This window comes from Pseudoxanthomonas sp. 68-E7 (assembly GCF_057773145.1).
This window is the reverse complement of record NZ_JBYMTI010000005.1, coordinates 36,527-62,663: the sequence shown is the minus strand read 5'-3', so window position 1 is coordinate 62,663 and position 26,137 is coordinate 36,527. Positions and strand designations below refer to the sequence as shown.

The 26,137-nt window shown below is 66.0% G+C and carries 22 protein-coding genes, 1 tRNA gene and 1 pseudogene; 19 read left to right on the top strand and 5 right to left on the bottom strand.

Annotated features, from left to right (window positions below; all coding sequences use genetic code 11):
* Positions 1 to 20 precede the first annotated feature (20 nt).
* The 3 genes and pseudogenes from AC3DE2_RS13120 to AC3DE2_RS13110 form a co-directional block, all read left to right on the top strand.
* Positions 21 to 455, top strand: a pseudogene (locus AC3DE2_RS13120) (cobalamin B12-binding domain-containing protein); the annotation flags it as partial.
* Complete coding sequence (locus tag AC3DE2_RS13115; RefSeq protein WP_488426577.1) at positions 448 to 3,816, top strand: methylmalonyl-CoA mutase family protein; 3,369 nt, start codon at positions 448 to 450, stop codon at positions 3,814 to 3,816. The pseudogene AC3DE2_RS13120 and the gene AC3DE2_RS13115, both read left to right, overlap by 8 nt.
* Before the next feature lie 127 nt (positions 3,817 to 3,943).
* Complete coding sequence (locus AC3DE2_RS13110) at positions 3,944 to 4,252, top strand: hypothetical protein (protein ID WP_295379637.1); 309 nt, start codon at positions 3,944 to 3,946, stop codon at positions 4,250 to 4,252.
* 49 nt (positions 4,253 to 4,301) lie between these two features.
* On the opposite strand, the gene AC3DE2_RS13105 is transcribed toward AC3DE2_RS13110, so the two are convergent.
* Complete coding sequence (locus AC3DE2_RS13105) at positions 4,302 to 4,622, bottom strand: DUF6122 family protein (protein WP_295379636.1); 321 nt, start codon at positions 4,620 to 4,622, stop codon at positions 4,302 to 4,304.
* Positions 4,623 to 4,645: 23 nt separating this feature from the next.
* Positions 4,646 to 5,122 (bottom strand): YaiI/YqxD family protein, encoded by a 477-nt coding sequence (locus AC3DE2_RS13100; protein WP_488426574.1) that lies wholly within the window; start codon positions 5,120 to 5,122, stop codon positions 4,646 to 4,648.
* 266 nt (positions 5,123 to 5,388) lie between these two features.
* On the opposite strand from AC3DE2_RS13100, the gene AC3DE2_RS13095 reads away from it, so the two are divergent.
* On the top strand, positions 5,389 to 6,303 hold the full coding sequence (locus AC3DE2_RS13095) for a VOC family protein (protein ID WP_295379633.1): 915 nt from the start codon (positions 5,389 to 5,391) through the stop codon (positions 6,301 to 6,303).
* Positions 6,304 to 6,357: 54 nt separating this feature from the next.
* Here AC3DE2_RS13095 and AC3DE2_RS13090 read toward each other — a convergent pair whose 3' ends face one another.
* Positions 6,358 to 6,960 (bottom strand): DUF1579 domain-containing protein, encoded by a 603-nt coding sequence (locus AC3DE2_RS13090; RefSeq protein ID WP_488426573.1) that lies wholly within the window; start codon positions 6,958 to 6,960, stop codon positions 6,358 to 6,360.
* A gap of 211 nt (positions 6,961 to 7,171) precedes the next feature.
* Here AC3DE2_RS13090 and AC3DE2_RS13085 point away from each other — a divergent pair, with 211 nt between their 5' ends.
* The gene (locus AC3DE2_RS13085) at positions 7,172 to 8,098 is read left to right on the top strand and encodes a M14 family metallopeptidase (protein WP_488426572.1); all 927 of its coding nucleotides are present in this window, start codon (positions 7,172 to 7,174) and stop codon (positions 8,096 to 8,098) included.
* A gap of 92 nt (positions 8,099 to 8,190) precedes the next feature.
* Positions 8,191 to 8,457 carry a DksA/TraR family C4-type zinc finger protein gene (locus AC3DE2_RS13080; protein ID WP_488426571.1) on the top strand — a complete coding sequence of 89 codons (267 nt, stop codon included), beginning with the start codon at positions 8,191 to 8,193 and terminating at the stop codon, positions 8,455 to 8,457.
* 42 nt (positions 8,458 to 8,499) lie between these two features.
* On the opposite strand, the gene AC3DE2_RS13075 is transcribed toward AC3DE2_RS13080, so the two are convergent.
* Positions 8,500 to 9,483, bottom strand: coding sequence for a tetratricopeptide repeat protein (locus AC3DE2_RS13075; protein WP_488426570.1), 984 nt, complete (start codon positions 9,481 to 9,483; stop codon positions 8,500 to 8,502).
* Positions 9,484 to 9,614: 131 nt separating this feature from the next.
* Between AC3DE2_RS13075 and thpR the strand changes: the two genes are divergently transcribed.
* Positions 9,615 to 10,193 (top strand): RNA 2',3'-cyclic phosphodiesterase, encoded by a 579-nt coding sequence (gene thpR, locus AC3DE2_RS13070; protein WP_488426569.1) that lies wholly within the window; start codon positions 9,615 to 9,617, stop codon positions 10,191 to 10,193.
* 12 nt (positions 10,194 to 10,205) lie between these two features.
* On the opposite strand, the gene AC3DE2_RS13065 is transcribed toward thpR, so the two are convergent.
* Positions 10,206 to 11,318: a tetratricopeptide repeat protein gene (locus AC3DE2_RS13065; protein ID WP_488426568.1), complete on the bottom strand. Its 1,113-nt coding sequence runs from the start codon at positions 11,316 to 11,318 to the stop codon at positions 10,206 to 10,208.
* A gap of 147 nt (positions 11,319 to 11,465) precedes the next feature.
* Here AC3DE2_RS13065 and AC3DE2_RS13060 point away from each other — a divergent pair, with 147 nt between their 5' ends.
* The 12 genes from AC3DE2_RS13060 (at position 11,466) to AC3DE2_RS13005 (ending at position 24,637) form a co-directional block, all read left to right on the top strand.
* Complete coding sequence (locus AC3DE2_RS13060) at positions 11,466 to 11,924, top strand: acetyltransferase (protein WP_295379616.1); 459 nt, start codon at positions 11,466 to 11,468, stop codon at positions 11,922 to 11,924.
* Positions 11,921 to 12,367 carry a thioredoxin TrxC gene (gene trxC, locus AC3DE2_RS13055; RefSeq protein ID WP_295379614.1) on the top strand — a complete coding sequence of 149 codons (447 nt, stop codon included), beginning with the start codon at positions 11,921 to 11,923 and terminating at the stop codon, positions 12,365 to 12,367. The genes AC3DE2_RS13060 and trxC overlap by 4 nt, the downstream gene beginning before the upstream one ends.
* Before the next feature lie 106 nt (positions 12,368 to 12,473).
* Positions 12,474 to 14,210 carry a M1 family metallopeptidase gene (locus tag AC3DE2_RS13050; RefSeq protein ID WP_488426567.1) on the top strand — a complete coding sequence of 579 codons (1,737 nt, stop codon included), beginning with the start codon at positions 12,474 to 12,476 and terminating at the stop codon, positions 14,208 to 14,210.
* Positions 14,211 to 14,316: 106 nt separating this feature from the next.
* A complete protein-coding gene (locus AC3DE2_RS13045) occupies positions 14,317 to 15,162 on the top strand; it encodes an SAM-dependent methyltransferase (protein ID WP_488426566.1) in 846 nt (281 codons plus the stop codon).
* Entirely contained in the window at positions 15,137 to 15,415 is a 279-nt protein-coding gene (locus tag AC3DE2_RS13040; RefSeq protein WP_488426564.1) for a hypothetical protein, read from the top strand. Before AC3DE2_RS13045 ends, AC3DE2_RS13040 begins: the two co-directional genes overlap by 26 nt.
* A gap of 46 nt (positions 15,416 to 15,461) precedes the next feature.
* Positions 15,462 to 17,330, top strand: coding sequence for a tetratricopeptide repeat-containing diguanylate cyclase (locus tag AC3DE2_RS13035; RefSeq protein ID WP_488426562.1), 1,869 nt, complete (start codon positions 15,462 to 15,464; stop codon positions 17,328 to 17,330).
* Positions 17,331 to 17,467: 137 nt separating this feature from the next.
* Positions 17,468 to 19,294, top strand: a complete 1,827-nt coding sequence (locus tag AC3DE2_RS13030; protein WP_488426560.1) for a diguanylate cyclase — start codon at positions 17,468 to 17,470, stop codon at positions 19,292 to 19,294.
* A 102-nt stretch (positions 19,295 to 19,396) separates the two neighbouring features.
* The gene (locus AC3DE2_RS13025; protein WP_295379600.1) at positions 19,397 to 19,741 is read left to right on the top strand and encodes a RidA family protein; all 345 of its coding nucleotides are present in this window, start codon (positions 19,397 to 19,399) and stop codon (positions 19,739 to 19,741) included.
* Positions 19,742 to 19,838: 97 nt separating this feature from the next.
* Positions 19,839 to 19,913 (top strand) — tRNA-Val (locus AC3DE2_RS13020).
* 136 nt (positions 19,914 to 20,049) lie between these two features.
* Positions 20,050 to 22,470 (top strand): DEAD/DEAH box helicase, encoded by a 2,421-nt coding sequence (locus tag AC3DE2_RS13015; protein ID WP_488426558.1) that lies wholly within the window; start codon positions 20,050 to 20,052, stop codon positions 22,468 to 22,470.
* A complete protein-coding gene (locus AC3DE2_RS13010; RefSeq protein WP_488426556.1) occupies positions 22,467 to 23,336 on the top strand; it encodes a ribonuclease H-like domain-containing protein in 870 nt (289 codons plus the stop codon). Before AC3DE2_RS13015 ends, AC3DE2_RS13010 begins: the two co-directional genes overlap by 4 nt.
* A 185-nt stretch (positions 23,337 to 23,521) precedes the next feature.
* Positions 23,522 to 24,637: an HDOD domain-containing protein gene (locus tag AC3DE2_RS13005; protein ID WP_488426554.1), complete on the top strand. Its 1,116-nt coding sequence runs from the start codon at positions 23,522 to 23,524 to the stop codon at positions 24,635 to 24,637.
* The last annotated feature ends 1,500 nt before the right edge of the window (positions 24,638 to 26,137 follow it).

Sequence of the window (26,137 nt, the reverse complement as noted above, 5' to 3'; positions counted from 1 at the left end):
ATACGCGAGTGAGGGCGCGAATGAGCACACCGGCTTCCCAGCTTCCAGCAGCACGCGCGGATGTTTCCCCGCTGCGTTTCGTCACTGCGGCCAGCCTTTTCGATGGCCATGACGCAGCGATCAACATCATGCGTCGCCTGATCCAGGGGCAGGGCGCCGAAGTGATTCACCTGGGCCACAACCGCAGCGTCGAGGATGTGGTCCGCGCCGCGCTGCAGGAAGATGCCGACGGCATCGCCCTGTCCAGCTACCAGGGCGGCCACGTCGAGTACTTCAAGTACATGGTCGACATGCTCAAGGAACGCGGCGCCAGCCACATCCGCGTGTTCGGCGGCGGCGGCGGCACCATCACCCCCGAGGAAATCGCCGAACTCCAGGCCTACGGGGTCGAGCGCATCTACCACCCCAACGACGGCATGAAGATGGGGCTGGTGGAGATGATCGAGGATGTGGTCGCGGGGGGGGGGGGGGGGGGGGGGGGGGGGGGGGGGGGGGGGGGGGGGCGGCCCCCCCCGCCCCCCCGCCCCGCCCACGCAGGCGCGCCCCATGAAGTGGGGGCTGGTGGTGCTGCTCGCGGTTGGGGTCGCGCGCGCCCCCGGCGCGCGGGAATCGGGAATCGGGATTCGGGATTCGCAGAAAGCACAAGCCGACGGCGCCGAGAACGAGGCCGCGATCGGCCAGATGCTCAGTGCCATCGAAGATGGAGAATTCTCGGAGGCCGAGCTGGACAAGCTGCGCAAGCAGTGGGCAGTGGGCCGGTCTTCCGATTCCCCATTCGCCAATCCCCAATCCCTCCGGCGCGCAGCGCCGGTCATCGGCATCACCGGCACCGGCGGTGCCGGCAAGTCGTCGGTGACCGACGAGTTGATGAACCGCTTCCTGTCGAGCTTCCCGCAGATCCGCATGGCGGTGATCTCGGTTGATCCGACCCGCCGCCGCACTGGCGGCGCGCTGCTGGGCGATCGCATCCGCATGAACTCGCTGCGCAGCGAGCGCATCTACATGCGCTCGATGGCGACCCGTCGGCAGAACGTGGCGACCAACGCGGTACTGAAGGACTGCATCGCCTACCTGAAGTCGCTGGGCTTCGACCTGATCATCGTCGAGACCGCCGGCATCGGCCAGAGCGATTCGGAAATCGTCGACCTGGTCGACTTCCCGATGTACGTGATGACCAGCGACTACGGTGCGGCCAGCCAGTTGGAGAAGATCGACATGCTCGACTTCGCCGAACTGGTGGTGCTGAACAAGTACGACAAGCGTGGCGCCGAGGACGCGCTGCGCGACGTGCGCAAGCAGTGGAAGCGAAACCGGGTGGCGTTCCAGACGCCGGACGCCGACGTGCCGGTGTATCCGACCATCGCCAGCCAGTTCAACGATCCGGGCATCAGCTGGATGTTCGCCAACCTGTGCCGGCTGCTGCGCGAGAAACTGCATCTGCCCGCCGACAAGTGGACGCCGGGCATCGATACCTCGCTGAAGGAGCCGCGCGCCACCGTGCTGATTCCCGGCGCGCGGGTGCGCTACCTGGCCGAGATCGCCGAGCAGGGCCGCGGCATCAACCGCCGTATCGAGACCGAGGCGGAAACCGCCAGCCGCGCGCAGTCGTACTGGCAGTCGCTGCGTGATCTGGACGATCCGGCCCTTCCCAAGGCCCTCGATCTCTACGCTGCCGAAGATCTCCTTCCCCCGCCTGCGGGGGAAGGTGCCCGAAGGGCGGATGGGGGCAAGCCCGATGACACCAGTCCCCACCCCAACCCTCCCCCGCAGGCGGGGGAGGGGGCAGGTCGGGTCGATCGCTCGCTGTTGATCCTGCGCCAGCGCTACCAGGACGCCGTGCAGTCGCTGTCCAGCGACGCGCTGAAGCTGCTGCGCGAGTGGCCGGCGCGGTTGAAGGCGGCGACCGAGGAGGTCAACGAGTACGAGGTGCGCGGCAAGACCATTCGCATCGAGAACTACCGCGAGTCGCTCAGCCACCAGAAGATTCCCAAGATCGCCGCGCCGAAGTACCGCAGCTGGGGCGAGCTGCTGACCTTCCTGCAGAAGGAGAACCTGCCGGGCAGCTATCCCTACACCGGCGGCGTGTATCCGTACCGCCGCACCGGCGAGGATCCGATCCGCATGTTCGCCGGCGAAGGCACCCCGGAGCGGACCAACCGCCGCTTCCACTACCTGAGCCTGGGCCAGCCGGCCGCGCGCCTGTCCACCGCCTTCGACAGCGTGACGCTGTACGGCGAGGACCCGGCGCCGCGCCCGGACATCTACGGCAAGATCGGCAATTCCGGCGTCAACGTCCCCACCCTGGACGACATGAAGAAGCTGTATTCCGGCTTCGACCTGTGCGCGCCGACCACGTCGGTGTCGATGACCATCAACGGTCCGGCGCCGATCATCCTGGCGATGTTCATGAACACCGCCGTGGACCAGCAGGTGGAGAAATACCTGAAGGCCGACGCCGGTCGCTGGACCGAGGCGCAGAAGAAGCTCGACGAGCTGTTCGCCGGCCGCGAGCGCCCGCGCTATTCCGGTGATCTGCCCGCCGGCAACGACGGCCTGGGCCTGGGCCTGCTGGGCGTGACCGGCGATCAGATGGTCGACGCCGACACCTACGCGCGGATCAAGGCCGAGACCCTGAAGACCGTGCGCGGCACCGTGCAGGCGGACATCCTGAAGGAAGACCAGGCGCAGAACACCTGCATCTTCAGCACCGAGTTCGCCCTGCGCATGATGGGCGACATCCAGCAGTACTTCGTCGACAACGGCGTGCGTAATTTCTACTCGGTGTCGATCTCCGGCTACCACATCGCCGAAGCGGGCGCGAACCCGATTTCGCAGCTGGCCTTCACCCTGTCCAACGGCTTCACCATCGTGGAGTACTACCTGGCGCGCGGGATGAGGATCGACGACTTCGCGCCCAACCTGTCGTTCTTCTTCAGCAACGGCATGGATCCGGAGTACACGGTGATCGGCCGGGTGGCCCGCCGCATCTGGGCGCGCGCGATGCGCGAGCGCTACGGCGCCAACGAACGCAGCCAGATGATGAAGTACCACATCCAGACCTCGGGCCGCTCGCTGCACGCCCAGGAAATCCAGTTCAACGACATCCGTACGACGTTGCAGGCGCTTTACGCGCTGTTCGACAACTGCAACAGCCTGCATACCAACGCCTACGACGAGGCGATCACCACGCCGACCGAGGAAAGCGTGCGCCGGGCGGTCGCGATCCAGATGATCATCAACAAGGAACTGGGCCTCAATTTCAACGAAAACCCCTGGCAGGGCAGCTTCGCGGTCGAGTACCTGACCGATATCGTCGAGGAAGCCGTCTACAAGGAGTTCGAGGCGATCAGCGAGCGCGGCGGCGTGCTGGGCGCGATGGACACCATGTACCAGCGCGGCAAGATCCAGGAAGAGTCGCTGTACTACGAGCACAAGAAGCACGACGGCAGCCTGCCGCTGGTGGGCGTCAACACCTTCCTGCCGAAGGAGCACGGCGGTGAGATCGCCACCGAGATCGAGCTGATCCGCTCGACCGAGGAAGAGAAGGGCCAGCAGATCACCAACGTGCGTGCCTGGCAGGCTTCGCGCAACGGGCTGGCGCCGGAAGGCGAGACCGACCATGGCCATTCCACCGCGCTGGAAGAGCATGCCGACGCCGAGGTGCACGATGGCCATGGCCTGGCCTACCTGCAGAAGGCCGCGCGGGATCGCCGCAATGTCTTCGTCGCCCTGGTCGAGGCGGTGAAGACCCACAGCCTGGGCCAGATCAGCCACGCGTTGTACGACGTGGGCGGAGAGTACCGCCGCAACATGTGACCTGAACGGAAAGCCACGGGCGACGCCGGAGGGTTCAAATCCGATGACGCCCGGCGCTCGTGTTTGCCGGTAGTGGATATGCAGGCCAGTGGTGGCCTGCATCACCCCATACCGAGGAGACACCCACATGCGCAAGTTCATCGTCAGCTCCACTTCCCTGGCCGGCCTGCTGCTGGCCGGCGCCGCGATTGCCGGCGGCCCCATCAATCCGCCGCCCGCGTCGTGCGCGGTGGACGAGGTCTACAAGTGCCAGAACATCGGCGGCCAGACCTACTGCAAGTGCGCCAAGCGCGATCTCAGCGCCGCGCCCCAGCGCGGTGACGATCCGCGCCGCCTCAAGGGCAAGCCGCAGCACCTGGTCAACCATGGCGCCGGCGCGACCGGGCAGACGCCGACCGCGCCGCAACCGGCGCCGCGCAAGGCGGACCAGCGCTGAGAAAAGGCGGGAGAGGGCGCCTGGCGCCCTCGTTCCCCGCAGGCGGGGTTCACATCAGCAGGCAGTCCATCCCGTCCAGCGCGATATGGATGAGCAATCCGATGCCGAACCAGCGCGTCGTGCGTGGCACGACCAGCGCGCCGTACACCAGCATCGCCGGCCAGGTGTGCAGGGGATGGAAGCCCAGGCTGCAGCGGCCGGGCGCGTAGATCGGGTCCGCGAGCAGATGATCCAGATCGATCAGCCAGCCGGCCAGCATCCACAGCGCGGCGCGTTTCCATTCGCGTGGCCAGAACAGCCGCGCGACCACGAGGGGTACCGCCGCGTGCAGCAGCAGATGGAGCCAGGGGCGGAGTTCGAGGTCGGGCATGCAGCCAGTCCCAAGGCAGGGCGTCAGGCCCGGTTCGCCAGCCAGCGATCCAACTGGTTGGCGAACGCCTGGCGATCACGGGCGTTGAAGGCGGCCGGCCCGCCGGTCTGCACGCCCGCGCCGCGCAACTCGTCCATGAAATTGCGCATCGACAGCCGCTCGGCAATGTTGTCCCGGGTGTAGCGGTCCCCACGCGGATTGATGGCCTGCGCGCCATTGGCCAGTACCCGGGCGGCCAGCGGTATGTCCTGGGTGACCACCAGGTCCCCGGCGCGCGCGCGTTCGGCGATGGCGTCATCGGCCACGTCGAAGCCGCCCTGCACCTGCAACGCGCGGATATAGCGCGAAGGCGGCGTGCGCAGCCATTGGTTGGCGATCAGGGTGACCTGCACGCGGGCGCGCTCGGCCGCGCGGAACAGGATCTCCTTGACCGGGGCGGGGCAGGCATCGGCATCCACCCAGATACAGGCGGGGGCCGGCCCGGTGTCGTCGTTGTTCATGGCCCGGTGCTTCCGGGCGTGGCGGCATCCAGTGCTGCGGGCAGAGGCATGGGCGTCGTGGTTCCTGTGGCGGGCCATTCTTGCATACCGGACGCTGCTGGCCGGCACGCAATGAAGCAGGCGCGACCGGCCGCGCGACCGGCCGCGCGGCCGGAAAGCGGGACCAGCGCGGGGACGGGGGCTTTACGCGGACTGTGGGAGGGTGTCGATTTCCGGTATCCCGGACCGTCGAAAGAGAGAGAAACCCATCCACAGGAGCCATCCGCATGTCCCTGGCAAAGCCCATCACTCCGCATCTCTGGTTCGACACCCAGGCCCGCGAGGCCGCTGATTTCTACTGTTCGCTGTTCCCGGATTCAAGGATCGATTCCCTCGTCCGGCTGCGCGACACGCCCTCCGGCGACTGCGACCTGGTGTCGTTCACGCTGGCCGGTCAGCCGTTCATGGCCATCAGCGCCGGCCCGGTGTTCACGTTCAATCCCTCGATTTCCTTCCTGGTCCATTTCGACCCGGCGCGCGAGCCCGACGCCCGCGCGGCCCTGGATGCGGCCTGGGCCAGACTCATCGAGGGCGGCAAGGCGCTGATGCCGCTGGACGCGTACCCCTTCAGCGAGCGCTACGGCTGGGTCCAGGACCGCTACGGCCTGTCCTGGCAGCTGATGCTCAGCCCGCCGGGCGCGCCGTCGCGGCCACGCATCGAACCGGCGCTGATGTTCACCGGCGAGGTGTACGGCAAGGCCGAGGAGGCGGCGACGTTCTACCGTTCGGTATTCGACGACTCCGAAGCCGGGCAGATGGCCCGCTACACCGAGGACACCGCCAACGATCGCGCCGGCACGGTGATGTTCTCCGACTTCCGCCTCGGCGATACCTGGATGGCGGCAATGGACAGCGGCTATCCGCACGGCTTCGGGTTCAACGAAGCCATTTCCTTCCTGGTGACCTGCCGCGACCAGGCCGAGATCGATCGCTATTGGGCACGGCTGTCGTCGGTGCCCGAATCCGAACAGTGCGGCTGGTGCAAGGATCGCTTCGGCCTGTCCTGGCAGGTTTCGCCGCAGGTGCTGGACGAGTTGATGACCTCGGGCGACGAGGCCCTGGTGGCGCGGGTGACCCGGTCCTTCCTCGACATGCACAAACTCGACGTCGCGAAGATCGAGGCGGCGGCACGCGAGGCCTAGTCGTGGCCCGGACAGGAGCGGACACGATCCGCTCCTGTCCGAAGCGGGCTTCGGCTATGGCTGCTTCCTGTAGGTAATCTCCATCATCTTGGCTTCCTTGCCATCAGGACCGGGCGCATACATTTCCAGCACCTCGGTACGTTTGTCGTGCCAGCGGCTGACCATGCGCGAAGTCACCGGTTTCTTGCTGACCGGATCGTGGTAGGTGCCGGTGTAGGTGCAGGTCTGCTCGTCGTCGCAGGTGCCTTCGCTGACCATCAGGCCAGTGCTCATGCTGTCGTTCCAGATCGCCCAGTACTTGCCCGTGACGTTGTCGTAGCCATGCAGGCCCTGGCCGCTGAAGGCCTGGCCCATCATCTGCGAACTCACTTCCTCCACCTGGACGCGGCCGCCGAGGATCATCTTGCGGGTGGCGATGCCGGTATCGGTGCTCGGCGGCGCATCGGGGCTGTGCCAGCTCTTCACGGTCAGGTCATAGGTGCCGTCCAGCGCGGCCAGTCTCCGGTGTTCGGCACCCGGCGTGCCGGCTTTCTGGAAGGCTTCCATCATCGCCTTCATCTCGGGCGTCATGGGCGGTGCCTTGTCGTCCTGCGCCGAGGCCGAAGCAGCGGGCAGCAGGCAGGCGAGGGCGAGGGAAAGAATGGAACTGCACTTCATGGCAGGACCTCCGGAACATGGCCAGATTGCGGTGGGCATGGGGGTGCGCCGTATTTGCACCAGTCCGCGCTCAGTTGGCGTGAAGGCGGACGTCCGTTCGTCAGCAATGGAGAAACTTGTGGACGTGGCGCACGACCGGCCGTCCGGACCGCGTGCCCGCGCGACCCTGCTAAAGTGCGGCTCCTTTTCCGCTCCCGCCCGCCGCATACGCATGAACACGACCGACCGCTTCTATCCCATCGGCACGCCCGGCCAGCCTTGGGGCGCCGCCGAGAAAGCCGAATGGCGCGCCCGCCAGACCGTCCAGCGCAGCTACGCCGCCGACGTGCTGGCGGTGATCGAGCGCCTGCGCGCGCGGTTCGACGTGGCGCAGTACGGCGAGCTGGACTACGGGACGGATGGCCGCTACCCGCTGTTGGCCGTGCGCAGCCGCGACTGGGATCCGGCGCTGCCGGTCATGCTGGTAACCGGCGGCATCCACGGCTATGAGACCAGTGGCGTGCATGGTGCGCTGCAATTCCTCGAACAGCACGCCGCGGACTACGCCGGTCGCGCCAACCTGCTGGTGGTGCCGTGCGTGAGTCCGTGGGGCTACGAACGCATCCATCGCTGGAATGCCGACGCGCTCGACCCGAACCGCTCCTTCCGCGACAACAGCCCGGCGCAGGAGTCGGCCGCGCTGATCCGGCTGGTCGCACCGATCCGCGACGTGGTGGCGATGCACATCGATCTGCACGAAACCACCGATACCGACGAGAGCGAATTCCGGCCCGCGCTGGCGGCCCGCGACGGCAAACCGTTCGAGCCGGGCGGGATTCCCGACGGTTTCTACCTGGTCGACGACAGCGGGAACCCGCAGCCGGATTTCCAGCGGGCGATCATTGCCGCCGTGGAGAAGGTCACCCATATCGCCCCGGCCGACGCCAGCGGCGAAATCATCGGCTCGCCGGTGGTGGCGCCGGGCGTCATCGAGTACGCGTTCAAGCCGCTGGGCCTGTGCGCCGGGGTGACCAACGCCCGCTATACCACCACCACCGAGGTCTATCCGGACAGCCCGAAGGCGACCCCGGAACAGTGCAACGACGCCCAGGTGGCGGCGGTGCGCGCGGCCATCGACTACGCGCTGGCCCATGCTTGAAGCCCACCGGTCGCGGCCCCATTTCACTCCGTGAACATCGTTCCAGGCACCGGGTGTAACCTCATCCGGTGACACCGCAGGAGGGCAGGGCCATGGCAACCGGATGGGCCGGCGACGGCGCCGTACAGGATCAAATCGACGCGACCGTGAAGGACGCGATTGCGCGTGCGCGCCGGAACCTGCCGACCGGCCCCAGCCTCAGCCATTGCGAGGAGTGCGACGCGCCGATTCCGCCGGCGCGCCAGAAGGCCGTGCCCGGCGTGCGCCTGTGCGTGACCTGCCAGCAAGCGGCCGATCAGGCCCAGGAGCAGGGCCAGATGTACAACCGGCGCGGGAGCAAGGACAGCCAGTTGCGCTAGGGCGGACTGACCGGCAGGACTGCCGCAAACGCGGAATGAGCTTCAGCGGGGAGACTCGTCCACGGCGTCTTCTGCCGTTTCTTCTTCTTCGCCTTCCGGGCCGACCCACCAGTTCCCGCCTTCCCGGTACTCCGGGACCGGGCATTCGCGGGTTTCGATGGCATCGACCGAACGGCCAGGTGCCTGCGATGCCCAGCCCTGCAGCAGGGCTTCGATCGAGTGGCGGCTTTGCGCGGCGATGCCGAGATGGCGTTCGACCCGCCAGCCACCGTCCGCCTCGTCCTTTTCTGCGTGACGATGGGGAGCGCCATAGCTGCAGCGCATGCAGTAGTTGCGGATGCTGCCGGTCCAGTCTTCGGTGTAACCAAGCCCGGGCACGCTGGCAGCGAGCAAGGCTTCCAGGTCGTCGGGCCCGGGACAGGAAGCGAACACCACGAAGGTCTGGAATTCGGAGGCGACCAGCCGTTCCAGTTCGTTGAAGACCGGCACTTCGCGTTCGCCATCGAGGCGACTGCCCGTCGATGCGCCGTCATGCAGCACGATGTCGCCGAAGCGATGCCCGCTTTCGGGCAAGGGAACGTTGAGCAGGCGGGCACGGACCGGATCGATGCGCCGCATGAATACCGTTTCGCCGGCATGCCAGGGGTTCAGGCGGACCACCGCAACGCCATAATCGCCTTCGATGGGGCCTTCGCCTTCCTGCACGCGGACGCCACAGTCGGCCCACAAGCGGCGGGCCTGCGCCCATTCACCCAACGCGGTGGCCGCGATGGCGGCATTCCAGTGCTCTGCCTCGTCCATCTCATCCGCAAGCTCGATTGCGCGCAGGTTGTGGTGCAACGACACCGGCCAGTCCAGCAGGTACTTGTGCGCAAGTCCGCGCATGTAGTGGTAGTAATGCTGGTCCGGGCGTTGCGCGAGCAGGCGTTCGAACGCGAGCGAAGCCTCGCGCAGATCGCCTCGATGCATGGCGTCGTAAGCCTTTGCGTGCAGGGCGGCGAGTGCTTCCGGGGAGGAGTCGGTCATTGTTGCCCGTGATTCGGATGGCGCGTGCATTATGCCCCCGGCAATGACCGGAGCGGATTGCCTATCATGTGGCCTTCAATGGCCGTGATGCGTCCGCGCCGGTACAGGCGCGCAAGAGGAGGCAGTCGATCGTGGCGAACCATCAGGATGATCTTTTCGGTAGTGCGCCGCAGCCGCTGCACCGGCTTTTCTTCGCACTGCTGCCCTCCGCAGCGGAACGCATGCAGGTGGCCACCGTGGCGAGCGGACTGCGTGCCACCCATCCGCAGACGCGCTGGGTGAATCCAGAGCGCTATCACTTGACCCTGCACTACCTGGGCGAAAGCAGCGGTCCGCGCGAGGACTGGACGGTGCGGGCACGGCAGGCGGCGGATGGATTCACCGGCGAGGCGTTCGAACTGCAACTGGACCATCTCCTGGCGCTGGGCAATCCACGGCGACCGGCGCTGACGCTGGCGGCTTCGTCGTCCTCCCCGAAGTTGACGCGCTTCTGGCGCGGATTGCAGGAATGCCTGATCCGCGCCGGCTTCAAGGATCATGTCGGCAGGAATTTCATTCCCCACCTCACCCTGGGGTACGGCGAACCGCAGCCGGCCACGCCGGAAGTCGCCCCCATCAGCCTGGCGCCCTCGGGATTCGCCCTGGTCCAGAGCGTGGAAGGGCAGGCCGACTACACCTTCCTCGGCCGCTGGCCGCTTCGCGCCCCCTGACGCCAGTGGTGGTCAGCGCGGCTGCGGCCCGAAGATGCTTGGTTCGCGTGGCCGTCGCAGGCGCTCGAGCTTGGCCTGGTATTGCGCACGGGTGGCGCCTTCGGTGAGCACCTGCGCCTTTGCCAGTGCGCGGCCGGCGCGTCGTGAATCGCCCAGATGCAGGTAGGCACGCGCCAGGCCCTGGTAGAACCGATGTTCCTGATTGTAGAGGCGGATCGCACGCAGGTAATAACCGACGGCGCCCTTGTAGTCGCCGGAACGCTCGTGCTCCAGGGCCAGCAGGAACTGGTCGAACGGATCGCGGGCGCGCACACGTTCCAGTTGCTTCTGCAGCAGCCTTGCCTCGCTGCCGCGTCCGCTGCGGTTGTAGAACGTGACCAGGTTGAACAGCGCGGAGGAGTAATTCTTGTTCAACGCGAGTGCGTGCAGCAGCAGTTTCTCGGCGCTGTCCATCCTGCCCTCGCGCAATGCGGCGACACCGGCGTTGCTCCAGAACGCGGGATAGTCCGGGCTAAGCGCGCGGGCCCGGGCCAGATAGGCGTTGGCCTGCGGAATCTGGCCCTTGCCCAGCAGATCCACGGCACGGTTGTTGTAGAACATCGCGAATAGGTGGGAGTCGGAGATGGCCTTGGGCGGGTGGCGGGTAATCACTTCGTCCCAGGCCACGTCCACGCTGAAGCGCTGGTGCCCAATGCGGATGCCGGCATTGACGTGGTTGTTGCGGTAGACGGTGTTGCCCTCCTGGTACCAGGTCAGCACGTCCTCGATTTCCTGCGCGTACGCCTGCAGCCCGTCGGCGCGCGCCAGCGCCACCACCATCAGGGTGAAACTCAGGCAGTTGGCATGGCGCATCTGGTACGCCTGGGCGACCGTGTAGGTGGCGTCCGCGCGGTATTCCATGCCCAGGCCGCCTTCCTTGGAAAACATGAACTCGACCAGCCGATCGAGCCGGGCGGGAGACGGGGGGGCATCGACTTGGGGCATCCACCGGCGGAACTGGGCGTCCAGTTCCGGTGGAATGGCGAGTACCTGTTCGGTAGTGGGGATATCCGGCGGGACAAACGCGTCCGGCAGCGCAGGCTGCGGCGAGAGCGCCAGTGCGGCGGCGAGCAACCACGTGGCCATACGCGTACCTCCACGTCTTCGGCCAAACTCCGGTCGACGCCAGTCTAGTCCTTTCCGTGGCGGCTGGAGTGAAGGCAGATGCTTCGCCGAGAAACGAGAGCGTGGATTACAGGCCCGTGCCGGCCGCGGGCATGGCAAGCTATTCGGATGAAAATCGATGCCGCTGCGCCCGCCGATCTCCCGCGTCTGCTCGAAGTGTGGGAATCGGCCGTACGCGCCACCCACCATTTCCTGGCCGAAGCCGACATCCAGTTGTTCCGGCCGCTGGTCCGTGACGGCTATCTCCCCTCTGCCGAGTGGCTCGCCGTGGCACGGGACGCGGACGGCCAGCCCTGCGGGTTCGTGGGTGTGGAAGCGGGGAAAGTGGAGATGCTGTTCGTCGATCCGGCCCATCACGGGACCGGGGCCGGCAAGGCACTCCTGCGCCATGCCGTCGAGCAGCGGGGCGCGGATCGGGTGGACGTGAACGAGCAGAATCCGGGTGCGGTGGGCTTCTACCTGCACATGGGCTTCCAGGTGGAATCGCGTTCCGAGCTGGATGGACTGGGCAAGCCGTTTCCATTGCTGCACCTGCGCCTGCCGGATGGGGGAGGGAGGCCCGCATGACCGCCGCGACCTGGCTGCTGCCGTGCCCGGACTGCGGCGCGATGAACCGGCTGCCACCCGAGCGGCTCGGCCAGTCGCCGCATTGCGGACGGTGCCATCAACCGCTGTTCCGGGGACATCCCCTGGCGCTGGCGACCGGCGACTTCGACCGCCACGCGCTGCGCAGCGATCTGCCCCTTCTGGTCGATTTCTGGGCGCCCTGGTGCGGTCCCTGCCTGGCGATGGCGCCGCACTTCGAAGCCGCGGCCGCGGTGCTCGAGCCCCGGATGCGCCTGGCCAAGGTGGACACCGAGGCCGAGACCGCGCTGGCGGCACGCTACGGCATCCGCAGCATTCCCACCCTGGTGCTGATTCGGGGTGGCCGCGAACTGGCCCGTCATTCCGGGGCAATGACCCGCGACCCGATCGTGGCCTGGGCGGACCAGGCCCTGGCGGGTGCCTGACCCGCTGGAGGCATGACTTCAGTCGGATACCGGCTCGGCTGCCGTCCATGCCACCATCGGCGGTTACCGTGGTTCCCGCCTTGCACCGACCGGAGTCCAGACACCGATGAAGTCCTCCTGCCTGACGCTTGCCCTGTCCCTGAGCCTGTCCGCGGGCGCATTGGCCGAACAGCCCGACATCACCGACTTGACCCGCGATTCCGGCGTGCCGCGTGCGCCCGAACAGGAAGCGGTCGTATTCGAGCATGCGGACCTGAGTTTCAAGGTCGTGCCGGCGGAGAAAGCCATCCAAGGCGACGCCCGCCTGACCTTCCGCGCCAAGACCCCGATCCAGCGGGTGGTGGTGGATCTGGATCGCAACCTGGCGGTCAGCCGGGTGGAAGCGGACGGCGCCGTCCTGCCGGCCAGCGCCTGGCGCAATCCGGAAGGGCGCATGAGCATCGACCTGCCCGCGCCGGTGGCGGCGCAGCAGCAGGTGAAGATCCGCATCGTCTATGGCGGCAAGCCGCACGTGGCCAAGCGCGCGCCGTGGGACGGCGGGTTCGTCTGGGCGACCGCGCCGACCGGCGAACCCTGGATCGCCTCGGCGGTGCAGGGCGAGGGCTGCGACCTGTTCTGGCCGTGCATCGATCATCCGCAGGGCGAACCGTTGACGGTGGACCAGCACATCACCGTCCCGGCGCCACTGGTGGCGGCCGGCAACGGCATCGCCCTGGGCATGCAGGAGAAGGATGGCTGGCGTACCTACCACTGGCGCGCGCGGGATCCGAATACCTATGCGATTGCCCTGAACATCGGCCCTTACGAGGAAATGAAGGGCGAGTACCGCAGCCGTTTCGGCAACACCATCCCGCTGCACTTCTGGCACCTGAAGGGGCGCACGGCGAAGGCGCGCGGCCTGTTCGCCGAGTTCCCGCAGGTGTTGGATTTCTTCGAACGCAACATCGGCCCGTATCCGTTCGGCGACGAGAAGATGGGCGTGGTGGAAACTCCGCACCTGGGCATGGAACACCAGACCATCAATGCCTACGGCAACGACTACAAGAAGGACAAGTACGGCTACGACTGGCTGCTGCAGCACGAGTTCGCCCACGAGTGGTTCGGCAACCAGCTGACCAACGTGGACTGGGACGACATGTGGCTGCATGAGGGCTTCGGCAGCTACATGCAGCCGCTGTACCTGCAGTACCTGCGCGGCGAGATGGAATACCACGCGGCGCTGCTCGACCAGCGCGCCGCGCTCGTCAACAAGTACCCGATCGTCTCCGGCAAGAGCCAGACCGAAAAGACCGTCTACGATCGCGAGCACGGCCCGGGCCTGGACATCTACTACAAGGGCTCGCTGATGCTGCACATGCTGCGCGGGCTGATCGGCGACGAGGCGTTCTTCGCCAGCATCCGCCAGGCCGTGTACGGCACCGACAAGCCGGAGCCGGGCAAGTTCAAGCCGCGCTACGTGTCCACCCGCGACTACATCGAAATCGTCCGCAAGGTGAGCGGCCGCGACTATGGCTGGTTCTTCGACGTCTACCTGTATCGCGCGGCCCTGCCGGAACTGGTGGCCGAGCGCGACGCCAGCGGCCTGTCGCTGCGCTGGAAGACCCCGGACGACCTGCCGTTCCCGGTGCCGGTGCAGGTCCGCGTCGGCGGCGTGGACGGCCAGGTCCGGACCGTGCCGATGGACAACGGCCGAGGCCGGCTGGAACTGCCGGCGGGCGAGACCTACACCCTGGACCCGGAATCCAGGCTGTTGCGCGTCCTGCCGCACATCGTCGAATTCCAGCAGGATGCCGAGGCCCGTCGCAAGGCGGCCGCGGAGGCGGCGAAAGGCAAGCGGGACTGAGTTGCCGGGCGCGAATTCCCGCGGGTCCGGTGCCTTGTCATCGACTTTTTTTGCATTGCGGCGGCCAGACCGTTAGATTTCGCTCTTTGAAACCTTCGGCGGCGCGATGGACGTGCGGGGAAGCCTGGTCTGCGTGGGAACGGGGATGATGCTGGGGGCCCACATCGGCCCACGAGCGCGTAACCACATCGAGCAAGCCGATGTGGTTTTCGTGGCCGTGTCCGATCCGCTGGTCGAGCTGTGGATCCAGGGCATGCATTCGGATGTGCGCAGCCTGCAACCGCTGTACGCGGAAGGCAAGTCGCGGCGTGATACCTACCATCAGATGGTGGAGGCCATGCTCGCCGAAGTCCGTGCCGGACGACGCGTCTGCGGTGCGTTCTATGGGCATCCCGGGGTGTTCGCGCTAGCGCCGCACATGGCGGTCGAGCAGGCGCTTGGCGAAGGCTTCGAGGCCCGCATGGAGCCTGGCGTCTCCGCCGAGGATTGCCTCTACGCCGATCTGGGCATCGACCCGGGCACCTTCGGATGCCAGCACTACGAAGCCAGCCAGTTCATGCTCTATCGCCGCCGCATCGATGCTTCGGCCTACCTCATCCTGTGGCAGGTGGGCCTGGCCGGCGACCGCAGCCTGCGCCGGTTCAGCACGTCTTCCGCCGAACGGCAACTCCTGGTCGACCTGTTGGCGGAAGATTATCCGTTGGATCACGATGTCATCGCCTATGAAGCGGCGACGTTGCCGATTGCGCAACCCAGACGGGAGCAGTTCCAACTTTCGGAACTGGCGCGCATGGAACTGAAGCAAAGCACGACGTTGGTCATTCCACCGGCCAGGCCGCTGCATCCGAACGTCGAACTGCGTGAGCGTTTGGCGAAGTTGGAAGCAGGCAATTTCAACCATCACTCCCAAACGCAGAGGATGCAAGATGTCGAACACGATACGGTTGCTTGAATCGCTGGGCGGTCACGCCAGCCCCAGCGGGATTTCCCCCGAACAGTTGGAGCAGATGATCCGGTCTTTCGGTGTGGACGGGGCGGAGCGCGATGCCCTCCTGGCTGCCGACCAGGAGGCGTTGAACGACCTCATGGGCGGTCGTGCCAAGATGATGTGCCTGATTTTCGAGCCGGGTGAGGAACGCAAGGAAGGCGAAGAGCCCCTCGATCAGCCATTGGACGAACCTGCGCCCGAGCAGGAAGAGGAATGAGCCAGGCCTCGGCGTGATTATCGTCAGGCGAGCGCTCGTTGCACTCATGGCGGTGGCCCTGGCGGGGCCACTGTCTGGGCGGGCGCTTGCCGCCGTGATGTCTTCATACGACGAACAGTCCATCGAAAACCTGCTCGCACGAGCGGAGCAGGTTCGAAGCTCCGACACGAAGGCCTTTCAGGCGATCGTGCAGAACCTCGAGCATCGCCGTGGACAAGCCGAGCTGCGACAACGCGAGCATATCGACTATCTTGCGGCGTATCGGCTGGGCTTCCTTGGACGATATGAGCAGGCCGTTGCCATCGCCGGCAGGCTTGAACGCTCGTCGGCGGATCCTGATACCCAGTTCAGGGCCGGCGTTTTCATTGCCAATACCTATACGCTTACCCGGCAATACACGGAGAGCCTGCGTCACCTGGAACGGGCCATGACGCTGCTGGAAAAGGTCAAGACCGAAGAGATTCGCCATCAGGGCCTGTGGGTGGCGGCATTCACGTACAACCAAGTGGCGCAGCACGAACTCAGCCTGCGCTATGCGACCCGGATTCTGGATGAGCAACCCCCGCCCAGGACCGAGTGCTTCGCGAATCAGGCACGGTTCGAAGCGTTGTACAGCCTGGGTAGGCTTCCCGAGGGAGATGGAGATCTGCAGCAGGGGGTAAGGCAATGCTCCGAACAGAAGGAAATCGCCGCCGCCAATGCCATCCGGGTCATCCTGGCAAACAAATGGGCTGCCACTGGAAAGCGCAATGAAGCCATTGCCTTGCTTGAGTCGAACATCAGTGCGGTGGAGAAGACCGGATATGCCTATCTGATCGCGCAGGTGAAAGCCTTGCTGGCAGGCCTGCTGCTGGACGCGGGCAACCTGCCGCGCGCGGAGACCTATGCGTCCGAGACGATTAACCAGGCAAACATGGACGGGGGGGCGCTATCGCTGGCCAGCGCCTACCGGACCATGTACAGGATTGCGGATAACCGCAACGACGCGGACCAGGCGTTGGTGTATTACCGGCGCTTTGCCGAGGCAGACAAGGCCTATCTGAACGAGGTCAAGGCGCGCGAGCTGGCCTACCAGATCGTTCGCCAGGAAACCCTGGAGAAATCGCAGCAGATCCAGCGCCTGGACAGCCAGAACCAGTTGCTGAAGTTGCAGCGGAAGGTCGAACAGCAGGCGGCCCAGAATACCCGCCTGATTATTGTCCTGCTGGTGTTGTTGCTGGCGACCATCGCCTACTGGGCCTACAAGACTAAACGCGTCCAGATGTCGCTGAAGCATCTGGCGGAGACCGATGCGCTGACCGGCATCTGCAACCGTCACCATTTCACCCAGTTGGCCGAACGCACGTTGAGCCAGTGCGAACGAAACGGGGAGGAGGTGGCCGTGATCATGTTCGATCTCGATCAGTTCAAATCCATCAACGATTGTTTCGGACATCCGGCCGGCGATTGGGTGCTTCGGCGGGTGGCACTGGTCTGTCAGTCGCTCTGTCGCCGAATCGACGTACTCGGGCGCCTGGGAGGCGAGGAGTTCGCCTTGTTGATGTACGGGTGCGACCTGCGCTCGGCGGTCCGCCTGGCCGAAGATTGCCGGACCCGGCTCGTTGCCATCGATACCACCGAGACCGGGCATCGGTTTTCCGTCACGGCCAGTTTCGGGGTCGCCTCGACTCTGGTTTCGGGCTACGCGCTGGAGCGGCTTCTTTCCGATGCAGATCGCATGCTCTACCGCTCCAAGGAATTGGGGCGGAACCGGGTCACGGCCTACCGGGAGCAGGCTGGGGGGCAGGAGGAAGCCGATGTTACCCAGGCGGACTGGACGGGGCAGGCCGACGGGGCATGCTGGCCAGCCAGGACGGGCGCTCCTTCGGCCACGCCGGCTGAACCCGCACGGGCGCCATCGGAAGCGATACGCTAAAATCCGCCCAAGGGCGGCCCGATCGGGCCTACGGCGTTCCATCAGCGAGGTAGTCCAGTTTCCATGGGGGTGGGTCTGTCCGCATTGATGACGGATGCGCAAGCGCTGGCTGCGCTTATCGCGCAGGGTTTCTGACGATGCCCCGTCGCCTGCGGAGTTGCCTGCTGTGGTTCACCCTCCTGTGCCCGATGGCGGCAGCGCTGGGCGCTCCGCAGGACGGAGTGAGCGAGCTGTTGGAGCAGGCGGAATCGATCCGCAGCGCCGACCCGGCCAAGTTCGCCGCGATCATTGATGTGCTGCAGGAGCGCCGCGAGGAACTCAAGCCACGCCAGCGTGAGCAACTGGCATACCTGGAAATCTACCGACAGGGCTTTGGCGGAAATTACGATGTCGTGATCCCGCGCCTGAAGGCGCTCATCAACTCCGCCCAGGACGACAACATCCGCTTCCGGGCCAACGCGCTGCTGGTGAACCTGTACACCAAGACGCGCCGCTTCGCGGAGAGCTTGCGCCAACTGGGCACCATCCTGCCGCAACTTGACAAGGTGAAGGACCCGCAGCTGCGCGTGCATGCGCTGGTGGAAGCCGCCTACCTGCACAATGAAATCGGCCAGTACCCATTGGGCTTGCAATATGCCGAGCGAATCCTGGCTGAGCACCCGGACTCGCGCGCGCGATGCTTTGCCGAGTACCTCAAGTACGATGCGATGCGGAACCTGGCGAGGCTGCCTGCGGACAATGCGCCGCTACAGGCAGCCATCACCCACTGCGAAGGGGGCGGCGAGCGACTGCTGGCGAACCACATCCGCGTGATCGTGGCCATGTCGATGGCTTCGGAGAACAAGCGGGCCGACGCCATCAATTTGCTGAGGTCTCATCTGGCCGAAGTGGAGTCATTGCGCTATCCCTACCTGGCGGTGCTGGTCAAGGCCACGCTTGCCGAACTGCTGTTCGAGCGGGGTGATCTGAGTTCAGCCGAAAGCTATGCGTCGGAGGCGATTGCCCTGAGTGGCGCGGTGGGTGCCAGCACCCAGTCATTGGTCAGTGCGTATCGCACCATGTACCGGATCGCCGAGCGCAGGCGGGATACGGAAACCGCGCTGGTTTATTACCGTCGTTACGCGGAGGCCGACAAGGCCTATCTGAACGAGGTCAAGACGCGCGAGCTGGCCTATCAGATTGTCCGCCAGGAGACCTTCGAGAAATCCGAGCAAATCCAGCGCTTGGGCAGCCAGAACCAGTTGCTGCAGTTGCAGCGCAAACTGGAAACCAAGTCCGTGCAGAATACCCGGCTCGTGGTGGTGCTGCTGGTCATGCTGCTGGCCAGCATCGGGTACTGGGCCTATCGCACCAAGCGCACCCAGATGATGTTCAAGCGGCTGGCGCAGACCGACGCACTGACCGGAATCGGCAACCGCAGCCATTTCAGCCACCAGTCCGAGCGTCTGCTGGCGCAGTGCGCGCGCAATGGCCAGGAGGTCGCCCTGGTCATGTTCGACCTGGATCACTTCAAGACCATCAATGATCGCTATGGCCACGCGGCGGGCGACCAGGTCCTCGTGCGGGTAGCCGAACTGTGCCGCCGGATGGAACATCGGAACAGCGTGGTGGGGCGCCTCGGCGGCGAGGAGTTCGCCTTGTTGCTGCCCGATATGGATCTCGCTCGTGCCACCGAGGTGGCCGAGGACTGCCGCCAGCGCATCAGCGACATCGATACCTCGGCGACCGGCCATCGTTTCCAGGTGACCGCCAGCTTTGGCGTGACCACCACCGCGCTCGCCGGATACCCGATCGCGCGGTTGTTCTCGCTGGCCGACCGCATGCTCTACCGATCCAAGCACGAGGGGCGCAACCAGGTCAGCGCCTACGAAGGCGGCTATTCACTGCCGGAGCGCAGGTCGGGCGGGCCGGAGACGGCCCACGCCGATGCCAGTCGATGGGAAACGCAGGGCCAGGAAGCCTGAGTTCACTTCGATCGCGCGGCCGGCCTGGTCCACGCCCCCCACACGCTGCGCTAAGCTTCCCGCCTCGGCATGAGCGATGCCGGTAATTCGAGGAGCTTCACCATGATCCAGCGTTTCGATGTCGGCCCCCGCATGTCGGAAATGGCCATCCACAACGGCGTGGTCTATCTGGCCGGCCAGATTGCCGACGATGCCGGCCAGGACATCCGCGGCCAGACCCGCCAGGTGCTGGCCGCCGTGGACGCGCTGCTGGCCCAGGCGGGCACCGACAAGGGCAAGCTGCTGCGGGTGGAGATCTTCCTGAAGGACATCACCGACTTCGAGGGCATGAACCAGATCTGGGACGAGTGGGTGGTGCCGGGCCATACGCCGCCGCGCGCCACCGTGCAGGCGCGCCTGGCCAACGAGGAATGGCGCATCGAAGTGCTGGTGACGGCCGCGGTCTGAGTTCCGCGGACACCCGCGTGGCGGGCCTTCCCGGCGGGGCCGGCAAAAAAGTTTGACCAATCCGGCAGGCCCGATTAACATACGCGACCCGAGATTCGGGCGGTTAGCTCAGCGGTAGAGCACTGCTTTCACACGGCAGGGGTCACAAGTTCGAAACTTGTACCGCCCACCAGTTGCACACAAGGGCCCGGCGCAAGCCGGGCCCTTGTTTTTGCCTGCGGGTTTGCCCGCGTAGGCCTCCTGCGGCGCCAATCTCAAATCCTGCGACGGCGATGGATTGTCATGTCGGCCCTTACTGGAGGCCGCCCATGTCCGTTCCTGCCCGGCAACTCGCCCGTTCCCACCGCGATCTGCTGCCGGCCGCCGCCGCCGCCGCCGATGGCAGCCGCCTGTCCGAGCGGCTGGCGGCCAAGTATCCGGATCGGGTGACCGGGCAGCTGATGGTGCCGGGCCGGGAGGGGCGCTATGAACCGCTGCCGGCGGGCCTGCCGGAAGGACTGGCGCGAGCCCTGCGCAGTCGCGGCATCGAGCGCCTGTACGCGCACCAGGCCGAGGCCTGGACCCACGCGGCCGCCGGCGAGCATCTGGTCATCGCCACGCCCACGGCCTCCGGCAAATCGCTGTGCTACACGCTGCCGGTGGCGTCGGCGGTGATGGGAGGCAGCGCCAAGGCGCTGTACCTGTTCCCGACCAAGGCGCTGGCGCAGGATCAGGTCAGCGAACTGCTGGAACTCAACGCGGCCGGCGAACTGGGCATCAAGGCGTTCACCTTCGACGGCGACACCCCCGGCGACGCCCGCCAGGCCATCCGCCTGCACGGCGATATCGTCGTGAGCAACCCGGACATGCTGCACCAGGCCATCCTGCCGCACCACACCAAGTGGGCGCAGTTCTTCGAGAACCTGCGCTACGTGGTGATCGATGAAATCCACACCTATCGCGGCGTGTTCGGCTCGCACGTGGCCAACGTGCTGCGCCGCCTGCGCCGGGTCTGCGCGTTCTACGGTTCCTCGCCGCAGTTCATCCTGTGCTCGGCCACCATCGGCAATCCGCAGGCCCATGCCGAGGCGCTGCTGGAAGCGGACGTGCACGCCATCACCGATTCTGGCGCGCCCAGTGGCGACAAGCATGTGTTGCTGTGGAACCCGCCGGTGGTCAACCCCGATCTGGGCCTGCGCGCATCGGCGCGCTCGCAGAGCAACCGGATTGCCCGGCTGGCAATCAAGGCCGGTTTGAAGACGCTGGTGTTCGCGCAGTCGCGGACGATGGTGGAGGTGCTGACCAAGTACCTGAAGGATGTGTTCGACCACGACCCCCGCAAGCCGGCGCGGATCCGCGCCTACCGCGGTGGTTACCTGCCGACCGAACGCCGCCAGGCCGAGCGCGACATGCGCGACGGTCGCATCGACGGCATCGTCTCCACCTCGGCGCTGGAGCTGGGCGTGGACATCGGCAGCCTGGACGCGGTGGTGCTCAATGGTTATCCCGGTTCGATTTCCGCCACCTGGCAGCGCTTCGGCCGCGCCGGGCGTCGCCAGCAGCCGTCGCTGGGGGTTCTGGTCGCCAGTTCGCAGCCGTTGGACCAGTACGTGGTGCGGCATCCGGACTTCTTCGCCGACAGTCCGCCCGAACACGCCCGCATCGCCGCGGACCAGCCGATGATCCTGCTGGATCACATCCGCTGCGCGGCGTTCGAGCTGCCGTTCCTGGCGGGCGAGCACTTCGGCCCGGTGGATCCGGCGCCGTTCCTGGAACTGCTGGGCGAGGACAGCGTCGTGCACCGCGAGGGCGATCGCTATGAATGGATCGCCGACAGCTATCCGGCCAATGCGGTCAGCCTGCGCGCGGTGGCGGACGGCAACTTCGTGGTGGTGGATCGCACCGACGGACGCCAGACGATCATCGCCGAGGTCGATTTCAGCGCCGCGCCGCTGACCCTGTACGAAGGCGCGATCCACATGATCCAGTCCACGCCCTACCAGGTCGAGCGGCTGGACTGGGAGGGCCGCAAGGCCTATGTCACCCGCACACACGTGGACTACTACACCGACGCCATCGATTACACCAAGCTCAAGGTGCTGGAGCGTTTCGATGGCAGCCGCGCCGGGCAGGGCACCTGCCATCACGGCGAGGTGCACGTGGTCCGGCGCGTGGCCGGCTACAAGAAAATCCGCTACTACACCCACGAGAACATCGGCTACGGCCCGGTCAACCTGCCGGACCAGGAAATGCACACCACCAGCGTGTGGTGGCAACTGCCGCCGGAGATCCTGCATGCGGGCTTCGCTTCGCGGCAGGAAGCACTGGATGGTTTCCTGGGCGCGGCCAACGCGTTGCACATCGCCGCGACGGTGGCGGTGATGGCCGAGGGCCGGGATCTGCAGAAGGCGGTGGGCGATGGCGACGGCGCCTGGTTCGCACTGCCCGACGCGCAGGGCAGGGGACAGTTGCGTGGTGGCGAAGGGCAACTGCTGTCGCCACTGGAGGGCGACCGCTTCGTGCCCACCCTGTACCTGTACGACAACTACCCGGGCGGCATCGGATTGAGCGAACCGTTGTGGCGGCGCCAGTCCGAGCTGGTGCGGCGCGCCGGCGAACTGATTGATGGTTGCGGCTGCCGCGCGGGATGTCCGGCTTGCGTGGGGCCGATCCTGGCCGCGGACGAAACCGCCGAAATGACGCCCAAGACGCTGGCGCGACGCGTGCTGGAATTGCTGGCGGCGGCATGAGCACCGCGCTGGAACACCTGCGCCGGCTGCGCCAGCAGTCCGGACACGGCCTGGCCGCCGCATCGCCGACGCCGACACGCACGAAGGAGCAGGATGCGGTCGCGTCATTGCGGCGGATGCTGGGCGTGCGTACCCGCGCCACCACGCCACCGCGGGCGCCGGCGCACCAGCGCGGGCTGCCTGGCGAGGAGATCGCCGGCGGCCTGCGCCTGATCGAACGGGTGCTGCCCTGGCCGGGGACGCCCGCGACGTTCGATGGCGCGTTCGCGCGCGAGGACGTGTTGCCGGCCGCGGGCCTGCTGTTTTTCGACACCGAAACCACCGGACTCGCCGGCGGCACCGGCACCCGCGCCTTCATGATCGGCGCTTCCGATTTCGTGCCGCAGGGACTGCGGGTGCGCCAGTTGCTGATCGCGCACCTGGCCGCCGAGCGCGCCATGCTCGATGCCTTCACCGACTGGCTGCGTCCTGGCACGCGGCTGGTCAGCTACAACGGCCGCTGCTACGACGCGCCGCTGTTGATCACCCGCTACCGCCTGGCGCGGCGCGGCAATCCGCTGGAGGGCCTGCCGCACCTGGACCTGCTGTATCCCACCCGCCGGCGCTATCGCAGCGTGTGGGAGAACTGCCGGCTGGCGACCATCGAGCGGCGCGCGCTGGACATCGTGCGCGAGGACGATCTGCCCGGTTCGGAAGCGCCGGCTGCCTGGCTGGGCTACCTGCGCGGCGGTTCGTCGGAACTGCTGTGCCGGGTGGCCGAACACAATTTCCAAGATGTGGTGACCCTGGCCCGTCTGCTCGCGCATCTGTCGGTCCTGGGACCGGTGGAAGGGCGCGCGCTGCCCGGAATCGCGCCAAAAAATTGACGAATCCGGCGTGCGACACGGCGAGATGAAGCCGGTTGTGTGAAGGGCTGCGCAATATCACGCGATGGCCCTTCAGGAATGTCATCGCGCGGCCGAAAAATCGGTAGATTTTCGCGCGGGCGTGTATCCGGAACAGGGATGCGCCGTCGAGCAACGCCATCGAGCAAAGTTCAAGGGGAAGTGTCTTGCGGATTCTGTACGTGGGCGATACCGCCTGTTTGCCTGACGATCTGTCCGACTACATCGGCGACATGGGCGACGAATGGAAGGTCGAGTTCGCCGCCGACGGCAACGCGGCCATGTTCGCGGTGGCCAATTCCCCGATCGACGTGCTCATCGCCGGCCCGAACCTGCCGGATTTGCCGCCGGCCACCCTGCTGGGCCAGATCCGCACGCTGCGCCCGGAAACCATCCGCATCGCCCTGCTGGACAACACCGAAGCCGGCCTGTCGCCGCCCATCAAGCTGATTGGCGTGGCCCACCGTTTCCTGCCGTTGCCGCTGGCCTCCGAGACGGTGCTGGAAGCCATCCACAGCCTGGAAGAGCTGCGCGATCTGCTGGACAGTCCGCGCCTGCGCCGTGTCATCGGTCGCGTCGAGCACCTTCCCTCGCCGCCGCACCTGTACTTCGCGCTGACCCGCGCGCTGGAAGACGAGCAGGGCGACAGCACCGACATCGCCCGCATCGTCTCGGGTGATCCGGCGATCGCCGCCAAGGTGTTGCAGCTGTGCAACTCGGCTTATTTCTCCAACGGCCGCGCCATCACCGACCTGCGCGCCGCGGTCACCCGCCTGGGCCTGGCCACGCTGCGTGACCTGGTCCTGGCCAGCGAAGTGTTCTCGATCAAGACCGGCAGCAACGTCGATCGCCTGGCCCTGCAACAGCGCGCACTGATCGCCTCGCGCCTGGCCGCGCGCATCCTGCCGCACACCAGCGCCGAACTCGGTGCCACCGCCGCGCTGCTGGCCGACGTCGGCCTGCTGCTGCCCGGCGTGCGCGACGAACGCGAACCGCTGCCCGAAGGCGACGACCGTCCCGGCCACACCGAAGCCGGCGCCTACCTGCTCGGCCTGTGGGGCCTGCCCATGCCCATCGTCGAAGCCGTCGCCTTCCATCGCCAGCCGCAGCGCTCGAGCCTGCGCAGCTTCTGGGTCCCCGGCGCCGTGCACGTCGCCGGCGCACTGGCCAGCAACGAGCAAGTCGACGAGGACTACCTCAAATCGCTGGGCGTGCTGCATCAACTGGCCGGTTGGCGGGAGATGGCGGACAACCTGATGGATCGGATGGCGAGCGCGGCTTGAGATGTCGGGTATGTTCCAGTTGCCGCGATGGCGAGAAGAGTGGAAATGGGTACTGGACGCCGCAATGCATTCGATTTCTTGCCGGTAACATTCCTGCGTCTGGTACCTTTTGTTTTAGGTCGACCTGTGACGTTCTGATGATCACAACTCCGCAGGGTCCGATGTGACCCGAGTGCGACATCCATGCGCCCATTGACTTTCCGCGTGCTCGCTCTCGCTATCTCACGCTTTGGCGACCTGGGCGTGAGCGCCACCACTGGGCGGTAATGCGAATTACTTGACGCGTCTGGGCCTCGCCTCCAACATCCGGTCATGGGGACCATCCTTCTTCGGGGTGGCAGGACATGACAAGGAAGGGGCGACGAAGGATGGGTGTTCTAGAACGGACGATGTGCGCGCTGGCATTGGGGGGACTGATCGCACCGGCAGTGCATGCACAGTCCAGCGTCACGATTTTCGATGAGTACAGCAAACTCATTCAGAGCCGAGAGGTCGTTGGAGCGCTCGGAAATGACCTGTTTGGCGAGCAGGTGAGCATGTACTCCGGTTCACTGGAGTTCCAGCAGACCGACATCAGCCTACCGGGCAACAATGCGTTGCCGATGGCTGTCGGCAGGCAGTTTTCGCCCAATCAGGACATGTATCCCGGCGGGCACTTCGGCGACTGGCAACTAGAAATCCCCCGCATGCAAGCGGTGTTCGATTCCCAGCGTGCCTGGACGGTTCCGGTTGACGTAGGGCACCCAGCCTCTGACGCTTATCTGCGCTGCACGAACTTCGGCGCCCCTCCCGCGGCTACGGGTACCTCGGCCGGGGGAACGTTCGACGCCCAGGAATACTGGCAGGGCAACTTCCTCTATGTACCAGGCTCCGGCCAGCAGGAAGTCCTGCGCCGCTCTGTCGCACCCGCGCCCGCGGACGGAAAATCCTACCCGTTGGTGACGAAATCGGGATTTGCGGTGGGCTGCCTGGCGAACCTGGCACCGAACAGCATGGACCAGGGGGAGGGCTTCGAAGCGCTTTCACCGGATGGCATCCGCTATCGCTTTGATCATCTCGTCAAGCGCTACCACCCCGCGTTGACCAAATCCAACCCTGGACCGGTGACCGCGCGGGCGCCCACGGGGTATCTGCTCAGGCGACAGGAGGTATGGCTTCTTCCGACCTTGGTGACGGATCGTTTCGGCAATACCGTGACCTATCAGTGGAACGCCACGGATCCGTGGCGTCTGGACAGCATCACGGCGTCGGATGGACGCCAGCTGACCTTCTCGTATGTTGAGGGAACCCACCAGATTGCTGCGATAAGCGACGGTCCCCGTAGTTGGACCTACAACTACGTCGCCTTGAATGGCACATCGACGCTGGAGTCTGTGACGTTGCCGGATGCAAGCAAGTGGACGTTTCAGCTGAACTCCATCCGGATGATGACGCCCTATGTCGAGGGAGGCAGTTGCGGTCACCCGGGAATGGCCAATTTTGGTCCGCGAACCGGAACCA